The organism is Actinomadura physcomitrii (assembly GCF_008923205.2).
Classification (GTDB): Bacteria; Actinomycetota; Actinomycetes; order Streptosporangiales; family Streptosporangiaceae; genus Spirillospora; species Spirillospora physcomitrii.
On the sequence record NZ_WBMS02000015.1, the window covers coordinates 28804 to 48426 of the forward strand.

15 protein-coding genes are annotated in these 19623 nt (G+C 75.7%); 10 read left to right on the forward strand and 5 right to left on the reverse strand.

Annotation, left to right across the window (positions count from 1 at the left end):
- Positions 1–3: 3 nt before the first annotated feature.
- From F8568_RS20085 to F8568_RS20130, 10 genes are read left to right on the forward strand one after another with little or no spacing between them, the layout of a single operon-like run.
- Complete coding sequence (locus F8568_RS20085; protein ID WP_328600966.1) at positions 4–951, forward strand: ABC transporter permease; 948 nt, start codon at positions 4–6, stop codon at positions 949–951.
- The gene (locus tag F8568_RS20090; protein ID WP_151595114.1) at positions 948–1856 is read left to right on the forward strand and encodes an ABC transporter permease; all 909 of its coding nucleotides are present in this window, start codon (positions 948–950) and stop codon (positions 1854–1856) included. Before F8568_RS20085 ends, F8568_RS20090 begins: the two co-directional genes overlap by 4 nt.
- Positions 1853–3520: a dipeptide ABC transporter ATP-binding protein gene (locus F8568_RS20095; RefSeq protein WP_151595115.1), complete on the forward strand. Its 1668-nt coding sequence runs from the start codon at positions 1853–1855 to the stop codon at positions 3518–3520. Before F8568_RS20090 ends, F8568_RS20095 begins: the two co-directional genes overlap by 4 nt.
- Positions 3517–4362, forward strand: a complete 846-nt coding sequence (locus F8568_RS20100; protein ID WP_151595116.1) for a DUF1684 domain-containing protein — start codon at positions 3517–3519, stop codon at positions 4360–4362. Before F8568_RS20095 ends, F8568_RS20100 begins: the two co-directional genes overlap by 4 nt.
- Complete coding sequence (locus F8568_RS20105; RefSeq protein ID WP_151595117.1) at positions 4359–4901, forward strand: NADPH-dependent FMN reductase; 543 nt, start codon at positions 4359–4361, stop codon at positions 4899–4901. The genes F8568_RS20100 and F8568_RS20105 overlap by 4 nt, the downstream gene beginning before the upstream one ends.
- On the forward strand, positions 4901–6262 hold the full coding sequence (locus tag F8568_RS20110; RefSeq protein WP_151595118.1) for an NtaA/DmoA family FMN-dependent monooxygenase: 1362 nt from the start codon (positions 4901–4903) through the stop codon (positions 6260–6262). The genes F8568_RS20105 and F8568_RS20110 overlap by 1 nt, the downstream gene beginning before the upstream one ends.
- The gene (locus tag F8568_RS20115; RefSeq protein ID WP_236008955.1) at positions 6259–7473 is read left to right on the forward strand and encodes an LLM class flavin-dependent oxidoreductase; all 1215 of its coding nucleotides are present in this window, start codon (positions 6259–6261) and stop codon (positions 7471–7473) included. The genes F8568_RS20110 and F8568_RS20115 overlap by 4 nt, the downstream gene beginning before the upstream one ends.
- Positions 7470–8555 (forward strand): LLM class flavin-dependent oxidoreductase, encoded by a 1086-nt coding sequence (locus tag F8568_RS20120; RefSeq protein ID WP_151595119.1) that lies wholly within the window; start codon positions 7470–7472, stop codon positions 8553–8555. Before F8568_RS20115 ends, F8568_RS20120 begins: the two co-directional genes overlap by 4 nt.
- On the forward strand, positions 8552–9703 hold the full coding sequence (locus F8568_RS20125; protein WP_151595120.1) for an LLM class flavin-dependent oxidoreductase: 1152 nt from the start codon (positions 8552–8554) through the stop codon (positions 9701–9703). Before F8568_RS20120 ends, F8568_RS20125 begins: the two co-directional genes overlap by 4 nt.
- A gap of 33 nt (positions 9704–9736) precedes the next feature.
- Positions 9737–10060, forward strand: a complete 324-nt coding sequence (locus tag F8568_RS20130; protein WP_151595121.1) for a protein kinase family protein — start codon at positions 9737–9739, stop codon at positions 10058–10060.
- Positions 10061–10111: 51 nt separating this feature from the next.
- Here F8568_RS20130 and F8568_RS50485 read toward each other — a convergent pair whose 3' ends face one another.
- The 5 genes from F8568_RS50485 to lanL all read right to left on the reverse strand — a co-directional run bounded on the left by F8568_RS50485 (position 10112) and on the right by lanL (position 18823).
- A complete protein-coding gene (locus F8568_RS50485; RefSeq protein WP_151595122.1) occupies positions 10112–11872 on the reverse strand; it encodes an ATP-binding cassette domain-containing protein in 1761 nt (586 codons plus the stop codon).
- On the reverse strand, positions 11869–13680 hold the full coding sequence (locus F8568_RS20140) for an ATP-binding cassette domain-containing protein (RefSeq protein ID WP_160573674.1): 1812 nt from the start codon (positions 13678–13680) through the stop codon (positions 11869–11871). The genes F8568_RS50485 and F8568_RS20140 overlap by 4 nt, the downstream gene beginning before the upstream one ends.
- Before the next feature lie 162 nt (positions 13681–13842).
- Complete coding sequence (locus F8568_RS46890) at positions 13843–14001, reverse strand: VenA family class IV lanthipeptide (protein ID WP_202125175.1); 159 nt, start codon at positions 13999–14001, stop codon at positions 13843–13845.
- Positions 14002–14006: 5 nt separating this feature from the next.
- Positions 14007–15998, reverse strand: a complete 1992-nt coding sequence (locus tag F8568_RS50490) for a S9 family peptidase (protein WP_151595124.1) — start codon at positions 15996–15998, stop codon at positions 14007–14009.
- Positions 15995–18823, reverse strand: a complete 2829-nt coding sequence (gene lanL / locus F8568_RS20150) for a class IV lanthionine synthetase LanL (protein WP_151595125.1) — start codon at positions 18821–18823, stop codon at positions 15995–15997. Before lanL ends, F8568_RS50490 begins: the two co-directional genes overlap by 4 nt.
- Positions 18824–19623 lie beyond the last annotated feature (800 nt).

The window sequence follows — 19623 nt, forward strand, 5'->3', positions numbered from 1 at the left end:
TACGTGGCCTTGCGCCTCGCGCAGGCGGCCGGAGTGCTGTGGGCGGCCTACACGGTGTCGTTCCTGGTCCTCGACCTGCTGCCCGGCGACCCCGTCTCGGCGATGGCCGGGGCGGCCGCCGACCAGGCCGGCGTCGACCCCGCGCAGATCGCCCGGCTGAGGAGCGAGTACGGCTTCGACGATCCGGTCCCCGTGCAGTACGTCCACTACCTCGGCCGGGCGCTGCGCGGCGACTTCGGCGACTCGGTGGCCAGCGGCCGTCCGGTGACGTCCGTCATCGGCGACGCCCTGCCGTCCACCCTCCAGCTCGTCGCCGCGGGCCTCGCGCTCGCGGTGCTGTGCGGCGGCGGGCTCGCGCTCGCGGCGACCTACACCGCGCGGCGGTGGCTGCGGCAGCTGCTGCTCTCGCTGCCGCCGCTCGGGGTGTCCGTCCCGACGTTCTGGGCCGGGCTGATGCTCGTCGAGGTGTTCTCGTTCCGGGCGCGGCTGCTCCCGGCGTTCGGGAACGGCGGGCCACGCGGGCTGATCCTGCCCGCCGTCACGCTCGCGATCCCCACCGGCGCCGTCGTCGCGCAGGTGCTGGCCAAGAGCCTGCTCACCACCCTCGACGAGCCGTACGTCCAGACCGCGCGGGCGAAGGGCGCCGGACGGCCCCGGATCCACCTGCGGCACGCGCTGCGCAACGCGTCACTGCCCGCGCTGACGGTCGTCGGCGTCCTCGTCGGGCAGCTCATCGCCAACTCCGTCGTGATCGAGACGGTGTTCTCCCGCAACGGCCTCGGCCGGGTCACCGCCAGTGCGGTCTCCGCCCAGGACATCCCGCTCGTGCAGGGCGTCGTGGTGCTCGGGTCGCTGGTCTTCGTCCTGGTCAACCTGATCGTCGACCTCGTCTACCCGCTGCTCGACCCGCGGATCGCCGCCGCGGGCGGGCGGCGCTGGAGGCCCGCATGAGCAGCACCCTCGACGCCCTCGGCGTCCTGGACGCCGCGCCGGAGCCCGGCGCGCCCGAGCAGGCGGTGCGGCGCCGCGCCGGCGCCGCCCGGACTGTCCGGTTCTTCCTGCGCCGGCCGGGGCTCGTCCTGTCCGTCCTGCTGATCGCGGCGGTGGTGCTCGCGTCGTTCTGGCCCGGCCTGTTCACCTCGCATGACCCGCTGAAGGGGGTGCCGGCGCAGGCGTTCCGGGCGCCCGGCGCCGCGCACTGGTTCGGCACCGACGAGCTGGGCCGCGACGTGTACGCGCGGGTCGTGCACGGCGCGGCGCTGTCGCTGAAGGCCACGCTGATCGCCGTCGCGGTGTCGTTCGCCGCCGGCGGGCTGCTCGGCCTGCTCGCCGGGTTCGCGGGCCGCTGGATCGACGACGTGCTGATGCGGTTCGTCGACGTGCTGCTATCCATCCCCGCGCTGTTCCTGTCGCTCGCCCTGGTCACCGCGCTCGGCTACGGGACGGTGAAGGTCGCCGTCGCCGTCGGCGTCGCCAGCGTCGCGACGTTCGCGCGGGTGATGCGGTCGGAGGTGCTGCGGGTCCGGCAGGCCGTGTTCGTGGAGGCGGCCCGGTCCTGCGGGACGCGCTGGTACGCCATCCTCGGACGGCACGTCCTGCCGAACGCGATCGGGCCGGTGCTGGTCCTCGCGACGCTCGACTTCGGCACCGCCGTGCTCGCGGTCTCGTCGCTGAGCTTCCTCGGCTACGGCGCGCCGCCGCCCGCCCCGGAGTGGGGGACGCTGATCTCCGACGGCCGCAACTACCTCGCGAACGCCTGGTGGATGACCGCGCTGCCCGGCCTGACGATCGCCGCGACCGTGCTCGCCACCAACCGGATCGCGCGGGCCCTCGACGGCGAGTGGGGGCGGCGATGACCGGCGCGCAGGAGACCCCGCTGCTGGACGTGGCGGGCCTGACCGTCTCGTACCTGACCAGGAACGAGCGGGTGCACGCGGTGCGCGGCGCCGACCTGGACGTCCGCGCCGGAGAGATCGTCGCGCTGGTGGGGGAGTCGGGCTCGGGCAAGAGCACCACCGCGCACGCCGTGCTGCGGCTGCTCGCCCCGAACGCCTCCATCGACGCCGGGACCGTCCGGTTCGGGGGCCGCGACCTCGCGGCGCTGTCCGAGCGGGAGCTGCGCACCGTGCGCGGCGCCCGGATCGGGCTCGTCCCGCAGGACCCGGGCGTCGCGCTGAACCCGGTGAAGCGGATCGGCGAGCAGGTCGCGGAGGTGCTGCGGCTGCACGGGCTCGCCACCCGCCGGACGGCGCCGGCGGCGGCGGTCGAGGCGCTGGAGCGCGCCGGGATGCCCGAGCCCGGGGTGCGGGCGCGGCAGTACCCGCACGAGCTGTCCGGCGGGATGCGGCAGCGCGCGCTGATCGCCGTCGCCATCGCCGCCGGGCCGCAGCTGATCGTCGCCGACGAGCCGACCAGCGCCCTCGACGTCACCGTGCAGCGCCGCATCCTCGACCACCTCCAGCACCTCACCGAGGAGCTCGGCACCGCCGTGCTGCTCGTCACCCACGACCTCGGCGTCGCCGCCGACCGGGCCGCGCGGATCGCCGTGATGTCGCAGGGACGCGTCGTCGAGTCGGGCCCGGCGCGGCGGATCATCGAGGACCCGCAGGACGCCTACACGCGGCGGCTGCTGGACAGCGCGCCGAGCCTCACCGCCGTCCGCGCGCGCCCCCGGCCCGCCGCACCAGCGGAGCCCGGTGAGCCCGGGGACGTCCTGGTCACCGCGGAGCACCTCGTCAAGGACTTTCCGCTGCCGCGCGGCCGGACCGTCCGCGCCGTCGACGACGTCGGCCTCACCCTGCACCGGGGCCGGACTCTCGCGCTGGTCGGCGAGTCGGGCTCGGGCAAGTCGACGACCGCGCGGATGATCCTGCGGCTCGTCCCGCCGACGTCCGGCCGGATCGTGTTCGACGGCGAGGACGTCACCGCCGCGACCGGCGCGGCGCTGCGGCGGCTGCGGCGGCGGGCCCAGCTCGTCTACCAGAACCCGTACGCCTCGCTCGACCCGCGGTTCTCGATCGGCGAGGTGATCACCGAGCCGCTGCGGGCGTTCCGGGTCGGCGACCGGGCGTCCCGCACCGCCCGCGCCCGCGAGCTGCTCGACCGGGTCGCGCTCCCGGCCGCGACCCTGGAACGCCGGCCCGCCGAGCTGTCGGGCGGGCAGCGGCAGCGCGTCGCGGTCGCCCGCGCGCTGGCCCTCGAACCCGACCTCGTGGTGTGCGACGAGCCCGTCTCGGCGCTGGACGTGTCCGTCCAGGCGCAGGTGCTGGACCTGCTCGCCGAGCTGCAGGACGGCACGGGCCTCGCCTACCTGTTCATCTCGCACGACCTCGCGGTCGTCCGGCAGATCGCGCACCGGGTCGCGGTCATGCGGGCCGGACGGATCGTCGAGACCGGCCCGACCGGCGCCATCTTCGCCGACCCGGCCCACGACTACACCCGCGAGCTGCTCGCCGCCATCCCCGGCGGGGACGCGCGCATCGGCGCCCCAGGCGCACGGCTGTTGGAGGAGCGCACATGACCGTACAGACCACGACGACCACCGGCGCGGCGGACGCGTTCGCCGAGGAGTGGCGGACCTGGCACGCCGCGCAGGAGGCGCGGCTCGCCGACCCGCACGGCTTCCTCGCGATCACCGGCCTGCACTTCCTCGACGGCGAGCCGCGCCGCCTCCCCGGCGCGCCGGGCGCCTGGAGCACCGGGCCCGAGGGCGTGACCGTCGTCCTCGGCGACGGCGAGGAGCTGACCGTGGACGGCGCGACCGTGCGCGGCGAGCACCGGTTCGGCGTGCTGCCCGAGCGCGGCGGCACCACCGCGATCTGGGGGGACGCGGCGATCGAGGTGGCCAAGCGCGGCGGGAACGACATCGTCCGGCCCCGCCACCCGGACCATCCGCTGCGCACCGCGTTCCGCGGCACGCCCGCCTTCCCGCCCGACCCGCGCTGGTCGGTGACCGGCCGGTACGTCCCGTTCGGCGAGCCGCGCCCGACCACCGTCGGCGCCGCCGTCGAGGGGCTCCAGCACGTCTACGACGCGCCCGGCCGGATCGAGTTCGAGCTGGACGGCCGGTCCCTCGCGCTCACCGCGTTCAACGGCAAGGAGCCCGGCGAGCTGCTCGTCCTGTTCACCGACGCGACGTCCGGCGTCACCACCTACGCGGCGAACCGGGCGCTGCCCGTCGCGCCGCCCGCCGCCGACGGGACGGTGACGCTCGACTTCAACCGGGCGCACAACCTGCCGTGCGCGTACACCGAGTTCGCGACGTGCCCGCTGCCGCCCGCCGAGAACCGGCTGCCGGTCGCCGTGGAGGCGGGCGAGAAGATCCCCTACGAGCGCGGCGCGGGGCAGGGGGAGCGGCCGTGAGCGTCGCCGTCCTGGTGGGGAACCCGCGTCCGAAGTCGCGGACGCTGCAGATCGCCCTCCAGGCCGCCGAGGCGGTCGCGGGCCGCGTCGGGCACGCCGGCGCCGCCGACGTCGTCGACCTGTCCGCGCTCGCGCCCGTCCTGCTCGACGCGGCGCCCGCGCCCGAGGTGCGGGACGCGCTCGACCGGGTCGCGCACGCGGACGTCCTGGTCGTCGCGAGCCCGACCTACAAGGCCACCTACACCGGCCTGCTGAAGGTGTTCCTCGACCGGCTGCCCGGCGGCGCGCTGGCGTCGACCATCGCGCTTCCGCTGCTGGTGATGGGCGACCCGAAGCACTCGCTGGCCGTCGAGGTGCACCTGCGGCCGCTGCTGGTCGAGCTGGGCGCGACCGTCCCGACCCCCGGCCTGGCGTTCCTGGAGGCGCAGGTGCCGGACGCCGCCGGGGTGATCGGCGCGTGGGCGGACGCCGTCGCCCCGCGGGTGTCCGCCGCCCTCGCGACCACGACCGCGTTCGCGAACACAGGAGGAGCCCGCTGATGCCCGCCAAGCAGATCCACCTCGCGGCCCACTTCCCCGGCGTCAACAACACCACCGTCTGGACCGACCCCCGGTCGGCCAGCCAGATCGACTTCGGGTCGTTCGTCCACCTCGCCGAGACCGCCGAACGCGGCAAGTTCGACTTCTTCTTCCTCGCCGAGGGACTGCGGCTGCGGGAGATGAAGGGCCGCATCCACGACCTCGACGTGGCGGGACGGCCCGAGTCGCTGACCGTGCTGTCCGCGCTGTCGGCCGTCACCACCCGCCTCGGCCTCGCCGCGACCGTCAACTCCACCTTCAACGAGCCGTACGAGGTGGCGCGCCGCCTCGCCACCCTCGACCACCTCAGCGGGGGCCGCGCCGCCTGGAACGTCGTGACCAGCTGGGACGCGTTCACCGGCGAGAACTTCCGGCGCGGCGGCTACCTCGCGGAGGCCGACCGCTACACTCGCGCCGCCGAGTTCCTGCACACCGCCCGCGAGCTGTGGGACTCCTGGACGGGCGGCGACCTCGTCGCCGACCCGGACGAGGCGGAGTTCATCCGGCCCGGCGCGGGCGCGTTCGCGCACCGCGGCGCGCAGTTCGACATCGCCGGCCGGTTCAACGTGCCGCGCCCGCCGCAGGGCCACCCCGTCATCATCCAGGCGGGCGACTCGTACGAGGGCCGCGAGTTCGCCGCCGCCGACGCCGACGTCATCTTCAGCCGGCACGGCACCCTGGAGGACGGCCGCGCCTTCTACAAGGACGTCAAGAGCCGCCTCGCCCGCTACGGGCGGCGGCCCGGCGACCTGAAGATCATGCCGGCGGTCACCTACGTGCTCGGCGACACCGAGGAGGACGCCGCCGAGCGCGCCACCGAGATCCGCCGCGCGCAGGTCTCCCCGCAGAACGCCATCGCGTTCCTGGAGGGCTACTGGGGGCGGGACCTGTCCGCCTACGACCCCGACGGCCCGCTCCCCGACATCGAACCCGACCTCGACGAGGGCGTCTCGAAGGGCCGCGCGCAGTTCCGCGGCGACCGCGGCGAGACCGTCCGCCGCTGGCGGGAACTCGCCGCCGAGCGCGGCCTCAGCATCCGCGAGCTGGTCATCGAGGCCACCGCGCGGCAGACGTTCGTCGGGACGGCCCGCAGCGTCGCCGACCGGATCGACGAGTTCGTGCAGACCGACGCCGCCGACGGGTTCGTGTTCGTCCCGCACCTGACCCCGGGCGGGCTCGACGACCTGGTCGAGCACGTCGTGCCGCTGCTGCAGGAGAAGGGCGTGTTCCGCGCCGACTACACCGGGCCCACGCTGCGCGACCACCTCGGTCTGCGGGTCCCGCGCGTCCACTCGACCCGATCGGAAAGGGAGGCCTCATGACCGGCACGCACACGATGACCGGCCTGCACCTGGCCGTCGCGCTCGCCGACGCCGGCTGGCACCCGGCCGCCTGGCGCGACCCGGCCGCCCGTCCCGGCGCCCTGTTCACCGCCCGCTACTGGGCGGGCCTCGCCGCCGAGGCCGAGCGCGGGCTGCTCGACCTCCTCACCATCGAGGACTCGCTCGGCCTCCAGTCGTCCGACCCGGTCGCGCCCGACGACCGCACCGACCAGGTCCGGGGCCGGCTCGACGCGGTGCTGGTGGCCGCGCGGCTCGCGCCCGCGACGTCGCGGATCGGGCTCGTCCCGACGACGATCACCACGCACACCGAGCCGTTCCACGTGTCCATCGGCATCGCGTCCCTGGACTACGCGAGCCGGGGGCGCGCGGGCTGGCGGCCGCAGGTCGCGGGCGCGCGGCTGTCCGACGCCGCCCACTTCGGCCGCCGCACCTTCCCCGAGTTCGACCTGCCCTGGTTCGCGACGCCGGACGGGAAGGCGTTCAGCGCCGAGCTGTTCGGCGAGGCCGCCGACTTCGTCGAGGTCGTGCGGCGGCTCTGGGACAGCTGGGAGGACGACGCCGAGATCCGCGACGCCGCCACCGGCCGCTTCCTGGACCGTGACAAGCTGCACTACATCGACTTCGAGGGCGCCCACTTCAGCGTCCGCGGCCCATCGATCACCCCGCGCCCGCCGCAGGGCCAGCCGCTCGTCACCGCCCTCGCGCACGACGTCGGCCCCTACGAGTTCGCCGCGCGCGGCGCCGACGTCGTCTACATCACCCCGCACTCGCGGCCCGACGCCGTCACCATCGTCGCGCAGGTCCGCGAGGCGGAACGGACGACCGGACGGGTCGGCGAACCCCTGAGGATCTTCGCCGACCTGGTCGTGTTCCTCGACGACGTGCCCGGCGCGGCGCTCGCCCGCAAGGCCCGCCTGGACGAGCTGGACGGCGCCGCGCTCGCCTCCGACGCCGAGATCTTCGCCGGCACCCCCGGCGAGCTGGCCGACCTGCTGCTCGACTGGCGCGACGCGGGCCTCGACGGGTTCCGGCTGCGGCCCGGCGTCCTGCCGTCCGACCTGGAGGGGATCGCGCGGGGGCTCGTCCCGGTGCTGCAGGGGCGCGGCGCGTTCCGCACCGCGTACGAGACGACGACGCTGCGCGGGCACCTCGGGCTGTCCCGCCCCGCCAACCGGTACGCGACCGCATGAAGTTCCTCGCGATCACCCTCATCGTGCACGCGCCCGACCCCCGCACCGGCGCGCTGAAGCCCGTCACCGAACGGCTCCGGGACGTCGTCGAGCACGCCGTCCTCGCCGAACGGCTCGGCTTCGACGGCTTCGGCGTCGGCGAGCGGCACGAGCGGCCGTTCCTGTCGTCCTCGCCGCCCGTCGTGCTCAGCCACATCGCCGCCCGGACCTCGACGATCCGGCTGTTCACGGCCGTCACCACGCTCAGCCTCCTCGACCCCGTCCGCGCCTACGAGGACTACGCCACCCTCGACCACCTGTCCGGCGGGCGCCTCGAACTGATCATCGGCAAGGGCAACGGCACCGCGCAGGCCGCGCTGTTCGACGTCACCGCCGACGACCAGTGGGACCGCAACCGCGAAGGCTACGAGCTGTTCCGCCGGCTGTGGCGCGAGGACACCGTCACCTGGTGGGGCAAGCACCGCCCGCCGCTGGACAAGGCCGAGGTGCTGCCCCGGCCGCTGCAGCGGCCCGTCCGCGTCTGGCACGGCAGCGCCACCAGCAAGGAATCGGTCGAGCTGGCCGCCCGCTACGGCGACCCGCTGTTCTCCGCCAACGTCACCAACCCCGTCGAGCCGTACGCCGAACTGGTCGCCCACTACCGGGAGCGGTGGGAGCACCACGGCCACGACCCGGCGGACGCCCTCGTCGGAGCCGGGACCGCCGGCCTGTACGTAGCGCCCCGGTCGCAGGACGCCATCGAGGTGTACCGGCCGGTGTTCGAGGCGCGGCAGGCGCTGTTCCGCCGCAACGGCGTCACGCCCGTGTTCGACTCGATCGAGGACGCCGTCGCGCGCAGCTCCGCGCTCATCGGCAGCCCCCAGCAGGTCATCGACAAGGTCCACCGCTACCACGACCGGCTCGGGCACGAGGTCATGCACGTCCAGGCCGACCCCGACGGGCTCCCCGAGCACCTGCACCGCGCGTCGCTGGAACTGTTCCAGAGCGACGTCGCGCCGGTGCTGCGCAAGGAGATCCCGAGCCGCCCGTTCCCGTCCGCCGCTACCCCATCCGCCTCGACCCCCGCTGGGAGGCGCCCGTGATCCCGCTGTCCGTCCTCGACCTCGCGCCCGTCCCCGCCGGCCGGACGGTGCGCGACGCGCTCCGCAACACCCTCGACCTCGCGCGCCGCACCGAGGCCGCCGGCTACCAGCGGTACTGGCTCGCCGAGCACCACCTCGCGTCCGGCGTCGCCAGCGCCGCGCCGCAGATCCTCATCGAGGCGGTCGCGGCGGCCACGTCCCGGATCCGCGTCGGCTCCGGCGCCGTGCAGACCGGCCACTGGACGCCGCTGTCCATCGTCGAGCAGTTCGGCACGATCGACGCGCTGCACCCCGGCCGGATCGACCTCGGGCTCGGCCGCTCCGGGCAGCGCCGCGCCGAGGCCGCCCGCAAGGCGCCCCCGCCCGCGCCCGCCCGCGCGGCCGAGGTCGTGGACGGCCTGCTCATTCCCGCGCCGTTCGACTACACGCGGCTCGCCGCGAAGGCCGCGTTCGGGCTGCACGGCGCGCTGCTCCAGCAGCCGGGTGCCGAGACGCCCGACTTCGCCGCCGTCGTCGACGACATCGCCGCGCTCCTCGCCGGCACCTACGCCAGGGACGGCCAGGAGGCGCACGCCACCCCCGGCGAAGGCGCCGACCTCGCCCTGTGGATCCTCGGCAGCAGCGGAGGGCAGAGCGCCCGCGTCGCGGGGGCGCGCGGGCTGCCGTTCGCGGCGAACTACCACGTCAGCCCGTCCAACGTGCTGGAGGCCGTCGAGGCGTACCGGGCCGCGTTCCGGCCGTCGGACGTCCTCGACGAGCCCTACGTCCTCGTCTCCGCGGACGTCGTCGTCGCGCCGACCGACGAGCAGGCCCGCGAGCTGGCCTCGCCGTACGCGCTGTGGGTGCACAGCATCCGGTCCGGGCTCGCCGCGATCCCGTTCCCCACCCCGGCGCAGGCCGCCGCGCACGACTGGCGCCCGGAGGACCGCGACCTGGTCGCCGACCGCGTCGACACCCAGTTCACCGGCGCGCCCGGCACCGTCGTGGACGGCCTCGCGACCCTCCAGCGCGTCACCGGCGCCGACGAACTGCTCATCACGACGATCACCCACGACCACGCCGACCGCGTCCGCTCCTACGAGCTGCTCGCCGCCGCCTGGCACCGCGCGACGAGCCGGGTCACCGTCCCGCAGCGGGCGCGGCGCTGACCGCCGCTACTCCCGCCGCCCCGGGACTTCGGCATCGCGCGCGGCGTCGGCGAGCGGTCCGGGCACACCAAGTCCGGGTTCGTCGTCGGGTCGCCCGGCTGGATCTCGCCCGAGCAGGTGCGGACCGGCGAGGTCTCGCCCGCGAGCGACGTGTTCGCCTGGGGCTGCCTGGTCGCGCTCGCCGGGACGGGGCACCATCCGTTCAGCGCCTTCGGCACCCGGCCGACCGGCGACCTGGTCGTCATGGCGTACCGGGCGCAGCGGCACATGTACGACCTCGGGACCCTCGCCGAACCGGTGCGGACCCTCGTCGCCAAGGCGCTGTCCCCCGAACCGGGCATGGCCGCCGCAGGCTGAACATCCGTCTCTTCGTCAACCCGTACCGCGATTGGTGACGACCCTTGATCCTCAGGTCTGCCAGTGGCCCACCAGCTCGGCATAGAGGGGACTGAGCGCGAGCAGGGTCGCGTGCGTGCCGAGGACCGGGGACGAGCCGTCCAGCAGTAGGACGCGCTGCGCCCGCTGCGCGGAGCTGATGCGGTGGGCGATGACGATAAGGGTGCCGCCGCGCGCCGCGAGCGCGCCCTCCGCGCGGGCCTCGGCGGCCGGGTGCAGATGGCAGGTCGCCTCGTCGAGGATCGTCACGGGCGCGGCGGCCAGGTACGCGCGGACGAGCGTGACGAGCTGCCGCTCGCCCTGCGACAGCGTGCCGCCGCCGGGCGGGACGGCCGCGTCGTAGCCGCCGAGCCGGTCCACGGTCGCGGCCAGCCCGATCGCGTCCACGGCCTCGTCGAGGTCGGCGGACGAGGCGTCCGGGCGCAGGTAGGCGAGGTTCTCCCGCAGCGTCCCGGCGAAGATGTAGCTCTCCTGCGGGACGAGCGCGACGGCCGCCCGGAGTTGCGCCTCGTCCAGGTCTTGCAGCGGCACCTTGCCGAGCGTGACGCGTCCCCGCTGCGGCCGGACGAGGCCGGACAGCACGTCGGCGAGCGTCGACTTGCCCGTTCCGCTCGGCCCGACCACGGCCAGGTGCGTGCCCTCCGGGATGTGCAGGGACAGGTCGTCGAGGACCGGCGCGGCCTCGGCGGAGTACGCGAACGTCACGTGCTCGGCCTCGATGTCGTAGGACGTGGCGGTCGTGCCCTTCCCGAGCGCCGCGGTTCTGTGTGCGCGGGCCGGTTCCGCGCAGACCTCGGCGAGCCTGCCGAGGACGACCGCCAGGCTGAGCAGCAGCGTCCCGCCGGCGTCGACCAGCAGCACCATCGCCGGCTGCAGCCCGGTGACGAGGTAGCTCACCCCGCCCGCCACCTGCCCGGTGGTGAGCCGGTGGTCCTCGACGAGCCGGGGCGACAGCGCGAGCAGCGCGAGCAGCGGCAGGTGCACCCCCAGCGCCAGCACCGGCAGCCGGACGAGCCGGGACCGGGCGAAGGACCGCAGCGCCGCGGCCTGCGCGTCGATCGCCTCGCCCGCGGCCTGCGCGGCGCGCGGCTCGGCCGCGCAGGCCACGACGTCCCGGACCCCCTGCACGATCTCGGTCGCCGTCTCCCCGATGCGTTCGGCGTGCCGGACGACCGCGCGGTACCGGCGGACCTGCACGCCGAGCAGCGCACCGAACACCGCCAGCGCGAGCGCCACGGACAGGGCGGCGGCGAGGGCGGGCAGCGGTGCGAGCAGCGTCAGCCCGAGCAGCGCGGCGAGCCCGGCCGACAGGAGCTGCCGGACGTTGCGCAGCGCCGTCCCGAGCAGCGCCCGGACGGCCTCCGCCTGCTCGGTGACCTGCGAGATTCCGGCCCCGGCGGCGCCCGACGCCGGGTCGGCCGTCCGGTCGATCGTGCGGCGCAGCGCGCCGGCGACGACGGCGCCGACGAGGGAGTCGCGCAGCGGCTCGACGGTGGCGGCGAGCCACGGGTAGATCCGCCGGGTGCCGAGCGCGCCGAGCGCCTGGAGCGCGGCGAGCGCGGCCAGCCAGCCGAGCCCGGTGAGCGGGCGGCGGGCGAGGAAGCCGTCGTCGATGGCGCGGGCGAGCAGCAGGCCGGACGCGAATGACGGCAGGCTCTCGACCGCCGACCACAGGGCCAGCCGCCGCATCGCGGGCCACCGCGCGCGCAGGTGGCGGTGCAGCAGCCGGGCGGCGGGCGCGCGGCGGGCCCCGGCGCGATCTACGGCGGTCACGTGGCGGGCCCCGGCGCGGCGGCGTACGGCACCGGCGCGCCGGGCGGCTCGCCGGGTTCGGCGGCGAACACGGCGCGGTACCGGGCGTCGGCCCACAGCTCGGCGTGCGGCGCGAGCGCGCGCACCCGGCCCGCGTCGAGCCAGGCGACGAGGTCCGCGCGGGCCGCGGTCGCCGGACGGCGCGCCACCACCAGGCTGGTGCGTCCCGCGAGGACCTCCCGCAGCGCCCGCGTCACCCGCATCTCCGTCGCGGTGTCGAGGCTGCTGGTGGCGTCGTCGAGGACGAGCAGCCGCGCGTCCGCCAGCGCCGCGCGGGCCAGCCCGAGCCGCTGCAGCTCGCCGCCCGACATCGGCGCCTCGGCGAGCGGGGTGTCGTACCCGGCCGGCAGCGCCCGGACGAACCCGTCGGCCGCCGCGGCCCGCGCGGCGCGCCGCACCTCGGCGCGCCCGGCGCCGGGACGCGCGTAGGCGATCATGTCGTGCACGGTCGCGCCGAGCGGCGCGGGACGCTCGAAGGCGTAGGCGACGGCGCGCCGCAGCTCCGGGAGCGCGACGTCCGCGGCGTCGACGCCGTCGAGTTCGACCCGGCCCTCGTCCACGGCGACGAGCCGGGCGACCGCCGCCACCAGCACGCTCTTGCCCGACCCGGACGTCCCGACGACCGCGACGGCGGTCCGCGGCGGCACCGCGAGGTCGAGGCGGTCGAGCACCGTCCGGCCGCCGGAGCGGACCGTGACCCCGCGCAGCCGCAGCGCGCCGGGGCCGTCCGGCAGCGGGACGGGCCGCGCCGGCGGCCGGACGGACGGCTCGGCGTCGAGCACCTCCGCGACGCGCCCGGCGCCGACCTCGCAGTTCAGCAGCGCGACGAAGGTGTCGAAGAGCGCCGCCGCGCCGACCGCCATGGACGTGTACGACGCGGCGGCGACCAGCTCGCCGGCGGTGACGTCGCCGGTCGCGAGGCGGACCCCGGCGACGCCGACCACCGCGATCTGCAGCAGCGGCGCCAGCAGCGCGAGCCGCCAGCCGACCTGGCCCTGCGCGTCCCAGGTCAGCCGCCCGGCGGCGGCGAGGCTCGGCAGCGGCCGCAGGATCCGCCGGATCTCCCGGGCGGCGGTGCCGGACGCCCGGATGGTGCGGGCGCCCTGCCGGGCGTCGAGCAGCCGCGTGCCGATCTCCGCCTGGTGGCGCTGGTAGTCGGCGAACGGCTCGCCGGCCTTGGCGACGAACATCCGCAGCGCCAGCACGGCCGGCGGGACGCCGAGCGCGAAGACCAGCGCGAGCGTCCAGTCGATGAGGGCGAGGGCGATGACGGCGCCGGCCGTGGTCACCAGCGCCGCCGCTCCGGACAGCAGCAGCGCCGGGAACGCGGCCGGGCCGCCGGCGCTCTCGGTGAGCCGCGACAGCACGTCCCCGGCGGGGAAGCGGCGCCGTCCGGGCACGCCGAGTTCCAGGACCCGCCCGATCAGGCGGTGCCGCAGCCACGCGGTGATGCGGCTGCCGCAGTAGGTGCCCAGCAGCTCCTCCGCCGCGTCCGCGAGGGCGGCCGCGAGCAGGACGAGGGCGAGGCCGGCGATGGCGGCGGCGAGGCCCCGGCCGCCGCGGACCGCGTCGATCGCCCGGCCGAGCATGACCGGGGTCGCCAGCATCGCCGCGACCCGGACGGCCGTGACGGCCGCCAGCAGGACGAGGAGCGCGCGGAAGCGCCGCGCCGCCGCGCGCAGCAGCCGCCTGCCGTCCCGGCGCAGCGCGGCGGGCGGTCCCGCGAGCGGCGGGGACCCGCCGGCGGGCTCTGGCTCGGGCTCTGGCACGCGCGTCGGCCCTCCTTCGTGTTCGGCGGGTTCGTGTTCGGCGGGCATCGGGTTACAGTGGCAAGTGGGTCCGGTCACGGACCGGCCTTCCGGCCGGCCCGTGACCGGTGTCTGCGGACCGGGATCACCTCACGCACCCCGGGCCGCGGTGGGTGCCGTGCATCACGCGCAGGTGATGCCGATGCACACGGAGTTGAGCACGGTCAGCAGGCCGACGCACGCGCACGTGCCGCCGAGCTGGACGCCCTCGATCTCGATGGGGTCGGTCTCGGGCAGCTCCTGCAGCTCCGCCACGAGGTCGCCCTCGAAGATGTTCTCCATTCCATTCACCTCCCTTCACCTGTCGATACCGGGATCCGGCCCGCCGCGAGGCAGAACCGGACCACCGCCGTCCGGAGGACCGGGGACCATGCCTGGACGATGGCGGTGTGCCCGTCGTCGGCCTCGAGGTAGTCGAGGCCGGCCCCTTCGGTCCTGCCGAGTTCGAGGAGGCGCCGCCGCAGCGCCCGGGAGTGCGCGACGGGGATGACCTCGTCGCGGGTCCCGTGCGCCAGCAGCAGCGGCGCCGTGAGCGCGGCGCACGCCCGCAGGACGTCGCGTCCCGCGCGCGCTTCCGCGTCGCCGCCCGCGCCGCCGTCCGGCCGGGTGAGGCGTGCGACCCGGTCCCGGACGGGGGCGGACGCGTCGCGGTACAGGCCGCCGGCGGAGGTGAACGGCGCGAGCGCCACGCAGCCGGACCACAGGTCCGGGCTGTGGCAGGCGGCCAGCAGCGCGAGGTACGCGCCGTAGCTGCCGCCGAGCACCACCGGTCCCGCCAGCCCGGCGTCCCGCCGGGGCAGGGCGATGCCGCGCGCCAGATGGACGACGTCGTCCAGGTCGGGCCCGCCCCAGTCGCCGATCACCGCGCGCAGGTGCCGCGCGCCGTAGCCGGTGCTGCCGCGCTGGTTCGGCGCCACCACCGCGATGCCGGCGGCGGCGAGGTGCTGGAAGAGCGGCTCGAACTCCAGCCGCCACGCCGACAGCGGGCCGCCGTGCAGCGCCAGCACCAGATGCCGCCGCTCGCGCCAGCGCGGGCCGCCGTAGACGATCGCCTCGATCGGCCCCGCCGGGCCCGCCAGCTCGACCAGCTCCGCGGTCCGCCAGTCCGCCGCGACGTCCGGCGCCCGCCGCACCGGCGCCCAGCCCGCGCCCGGCGGACGGTGCCCCCTCACCAGCCCCCTCACCACTGCCGTCGCCAGCGTCGGCGGCACGTGCGGCGCCGAGAAGCGCAGGTGGATGCGGTCGCCCGTCCATGAGGCGGGCGGCCCGACCGTCCCGGGCGGGACGGCGACCGGCTCGATCCGGTCGTCCGCGCGGGTGTGCACCAGGAGCCGGGACACGGCGCCCGCCACCTCGGCCACCAGCAGGTGCGCGCCGGTGTCGTCGAAGGTCAGCGGGACCATGCCGGTGCCGGGCCGGTTGAGCGCGGCCGGGAAGCGGACGCGCCCGCCACCGGGCGACCACAGCCCGATCCGCAGCGCGCCGGTCCACTCGGCGCCGGGGCGGCCGGTCGTCACCGCGAGGGTCCGCGTGCGGCGATCGCAGGCCACGATCCGGTCGGCCGTCGCGTCGGCCACCGACCAGACCCGCCGCCAGGAGCGTTCGCGCAGGTCGACGGCTATCCCGTCGGCGCGGTGGTCCGCGGTCGCCTGGTCGAGGGCCAGCGTGCGCCCGCCGTCCAGCCACACGCCGCCCGACAGCGCGCCGGGGACCGCCATGACCGGTTCGAGGGTCCCGCCGGCGAGCGACAGCTCCCAGATCCGCGACTGGTGCTCGTCCTCGACGGTGACGAGGACGACGGTCTGCGGGGCGCCCGGGCTCGCCAGCGCGTACCCGGCGAGCATCGACGGCACCCACCACGACCGGCCGACGGTCGTGCCGCCGTGCCCGGCCTGCGCCGCGACCACGGTCCCGTGGCCGGCGGGCGCGCCGTGGGCGTCGGCCTCGGCGCGGACGACGAGGAGGCGGCCGTCGTCCAGCGGCAGCGGGCGGCTGTGCCGATCGACGGGCTCGCGGCGGCCGGAACCGGACGCGATGGTCCCGCCGCCGAACACCCGCCGGGACGGCACGGCGCGGGCGAGGTTCCACCGCTCCAGCGTCACGCGGTCGCCGACGGCGCTCAGGCACGCCGCCCACCGGCCGCCCGCGGAGAAAGCGAGAGCGAACCGGCTCGGGATCGGGGGGAGCGCGGGCACGACCACCTCCGCCGTGCCGCCCCTTCGCCTGTGCGCGGTGCTGTGCGCGGTGCTGTGCGCGGTGCTGTTCGCGGTCGCGTTCACGACGCCGACCCCCGGACGGCCGCCCCGGCTCTGTGCGTTTCAGAAACCAGCGCATCTTCGGCCGAGCCCGGCGCGGCCGCGCCGTCGGCCATCCAGAGCCGCTCCCCGCCGTACCGCAGCCGGACCAAGAACGCGAGCACCCCGCTCAGCCCCTCGCCCCAGCTCATCGAGACGTCCCCGCGCTCGTCGGGCAGGACGATCCGCCCGTCGCGGTGCGCGCGGCTCGCGATGATCACCCGGGCGAGCCGCCAGGCGGCGGCCCGGTACCGCGCGTCGCCGGTGGCGTCGGCCATGTCGAGCAGGAAGTCGCCGTTGCCCGCCAGCCCGTGGCACTGCCCGAGCACCGCACGCCATGACTGGTCGGTCACCGCGCGGGCTGACAGGCCGGCCGCCTCCGCGAACCGCGCCTCGCCGGTGGCCGCGCCCAGCCGGACGAGGAACGTCCCGATGCCGGACGCGCCGTGGCACCAGTACGGCGCGGTGGGCGGGTCGCCGGTCCCGGTGCCCCACATCAGCGACCATGGCGTGCGGACCGCCGCGTCCAGCAGGCCGTCCCCGACCCGGACGGCCAGGTCCCGGTGCTCGGCGCGGCCGGTCGCCTCCGCGCAGGCGAGCAGGAAGCAGCCGACGCCCGCGATGCCGTGCGCGAACCCGTAGTACGACTTGCCCGCGAGCTTGGACTCCACGTGGGCGGGCGTCCGCCAGACGAGCCCGTCCGGGCCCTCCTCGACCGACGCGGCCAGCGCGTCCGCGGCGGCCAGGGCGCGTTCGGCGAACAGCGGCAGGCCGGTCCGGGCCCACAGGTGCAGGGCGGTCATGCCGATCCCGGCGGTGCCGTGGGTCACGTCGGGCCCGGGGGCGGTGCCGGGGAGCGCCTCCGCGACCGCGACCGCCTCGTCGGCGAGGCCGCCGTCGCCGAGCGCCAGGCCCGCGTCGAGCAGCGCCCACGCGACGCCGGCCGTCCCGAAGTACAGGCCGGACGGCCGCCGGGTGCCGTCGCGCAGGCGGTCCAGCATCCAGCGCGCCGCCGTTGCGGACGCGTCGGGGAGGCGCGGGTCGTCGGAGTGCCGCAAGTACCGGACCAGCGCGCCCGTGCATCCGGCGGCGCCGTGCTGGACGCAGCACGGGTCGGGCGCGCCGTGCGCGCAGGACATCGGCCACAGCGCCTGCGCCGACTCCGGGTCCATGGCGGCGAGCAGCTGCCCGGTGAGGCCCCTGACGACCTGGTCGCACGCCTCGAGCAGCCACTCGGGCGCGTCCTCGCCGTGCTCGCCGGGGTCCTCGTCGTGGTCCGTCGCGGCGCGGCGGGCCTGGGGCGGGACGGGCGACGGCGCGCACGAGGCGAGGACGGAGCGGGCCCGCGCCGGCGTGCAGCGGCGTCCTGGGTCGTCCGCCATCAGCTCGACGAGCACCGTCCGCAGGGACTCGGGGAGGTCCAGGTCCTGGGTGCGGGCCGCCAGCCATTCGGTGAGCCGCCGCGTCAGCGGCCGGGGCCGCGGGCGCTCCTCCATGAAGAAGGGCGGGCCGCCGGTGAGGACGTAGCAGAGGGTCGCGCCGAGGCTGTAGTAGTCGGCCGTCGGGTGCGGCGGCGCGCCGTCGAACTGCTCCGGCGCGCTGAAGGCGGGGGTGCCCGCCCGCAGCGGGACGTCCTCGCCGCCGCCGGCCGCCGCCGCCAGCTCGAGGTCGATCAGGACCGGCGCGCCGTCCGGGCGCACGATGACGTTGTTGGGGTTGAAGTCGCGCAGGACGAGCCCGGCGGCGTGCGCCTCGATCATCAGGTCGGCCAGCCGGCGCGCCATCTCCAGCGCCGGGGCGAGGTGCGGGCCCCAGCCGGCGTCGCGGATGCGATCGGCCGTCCATTCCCGCAGCGGCGTTCCCGGAATCATCTCCTGCGCGAGGAACAGGTGCCCGCTCTGGGTGAACAATCCGGCCGATCGGGGCGCGATTCCGCGGTCCTGAATGCGTTCGAGCGCACGGGCCTCGGCGCGCAGCCGGTCCCGGGTGTCGCGGCCTTCCATATCCGCGGCGACATGCGGGCGTGCTTCCTTGAGGACCACCGCGTCCCCGGTGCGGGTGTCCACGGCGCGGTACACGCCGCCCTTGTTGGTGTGGCGGATCGCGTTCCGGACCGCGAAGCGCCCGCCGATCACGATCTGCTTTCGGGAACCGCCTTCCGCGCGGGTGACGGGTCTGCCATTGTCGGGAAAGGGACAGGTGACCCACGGGGGAGGGGTGTAGCGGCCGGCACGCCGATCCTCGACCGGATTCCCGTCCGGGTCGATGATCATCCAGGCGTAGAACCCGTCATTGGTGAGCCGCCGGTCCTCGGTGAATGCGCCATAGCGGTAATGCACGAGGCTGTCCGGCGCATAGGGCCGGTCGGAAAGGACGCGGGGGCCCGGCAGGCCCGCCGTCGCCGCGTGCAGCGCGGCGGCGAGCCGGACGGCCTCGTCATCACTTTCGGGATAGATTGTAATGAACTTGCCCGAATGTCCGCGCGGCGCGTTGCGCGCGTTGAGGGCCGCGACGTAGTCGGTCGTGGCGGCGAACTTGAACGCCGAGCCGGCCCGCAGCAGCACCTCCAGGCAGCGCTCCAGAACCTGCGGGGCCGCCGCCGGGGTGGCCGTGACGTGCAGTTTCCAGCCCTGCTGCCGGTGCGGTGCCCCGCTCGGGACGGCGGTGCACCACATGCCGGACCGGCCGGTCAGCCACCGCCGCGGGGCGGGCGCTCGGCCGACCGCCGCCGCGAGGAGATCGGTGAGAGCCGTGTCCTCGGCCGCGGCCGCCGGGGCAGCCGAGAAGACACTGAAATTGAAATCCGCCATGAGGATCTCCGCTCTCAATGCGCGTTTCGAGTGCCGCCCTACGCGCGCAAAGATCAATTGCCGCCGTGATCGAGTTCGCCTCATCCGGTGTCGGCCGGAACCTCTCGGCGAACGGGAACACGGTAACCACGGATTCGCCGAGAAATCCAGACAAGGCTGTTCCAAAGTAAACCTACTCGCTTGATAGGAAACCTTTCCGGTCGCCATGAACGCCGTGGTCGGTGTGACCGTTGTGACGGCAGAGGCGGCCGGGTGTCCGCAAGAGGACCTGTTCGGGGGTTGACCGGGGGCCTCCGTAAACTTTGATCTCGACACAGAAGTTACGCCCGAGTTGTTGTCCGCTTTCGGCCGCACGGATGGTGAAAGGGGCTTGCACGGTGGGCCTTATAACGCACCACTGCGGGCCCTTTAGTGCACCTCGGCCATGCCGGAGCGCCGATCACCTCGCGCCGGCCGGGCGCTTCCAGGTGGGCCGAATGAAGTTCTGTTGTCCTAATTTATCCGTATTGTCGGTCTGGCACTAAGATGCGGGCCGCAGGCCCCTCCCTATTCCGCTCGCTCGGTTTCACCTTTGGGAGCGTTCACGGGCTTGCGAAAAAGAGGACGGACCGCCCCGGGAAAGCGGATCCGCTGCGCCGCAGGCGGCCGTCGCCCCCACCGCGAAGTGGGCCTAGCACTTACCCCCATTGGCGTCCTGGCCCTACGGCCCGGCGGGTGCCCCCGGCCAGAGCATGAAGGCACCAGCCGCCGGGAAGCGCCCGGCTCCGGTCGCACGAAGGAGTGACGGACACATGAGCGGG

Coding starts and splice junctions, on each gene's coding strand:
- F8568_RS20110 (WP_151595118.1), top strand. CDS start 4,901: ATGCCCGCCAAGCAGATCCACCTCGCGGCCCACTTCCCCGGCGTCAAC.
- lanL (WP_151595125.1), bottom strand. CDS start 18,823: ATGGCGGATTTCAATTTCAGTGTCTTCTCGGCTGCCCCGGCGGCCGCG.
- F8568_RS20120 (WP_151595119.1), top strand. CDS start 7,470: ATGAAGTTCCTCGCGATCACCCTCATCGTGCACGCGCCCGACCCCCGC.
- F8568_RS46890 (WP_202125175.1), bottom strand. CDS start 14,001: ATGGAGAACATCTTCGAGGGCGACCTCGTGGCGGAGCTGCAGGAGCTG.
- F8568_RS20095 (WP_151595115.1), top strand. CDS start 1,853: ATGACCGGCGCGCAGGAGACCCCGCTGCTGGACGTGGCGGGCCTGACC.
- F8568_RS20115 (WP_236008955.1), top strand. CDS start 6,259: ATGACCGGCACGCACACGATGACCGGCCTGCACCTGGCCGTCGCGCTC.
- F8568_RS20100 (WP_151595116.1), top strand. CDS start 3,517: ATGACCGTACAGACCACGACGACCACCGGCGCGGCGGACGCGTTCGCC.
- F8568_RS20090 (WP_151595114.1), top strand. CDS start 948: ATGAGCAGCACCCTCGACGCCCTCGGCGTCCTGGACGCCGCGCCGGAG.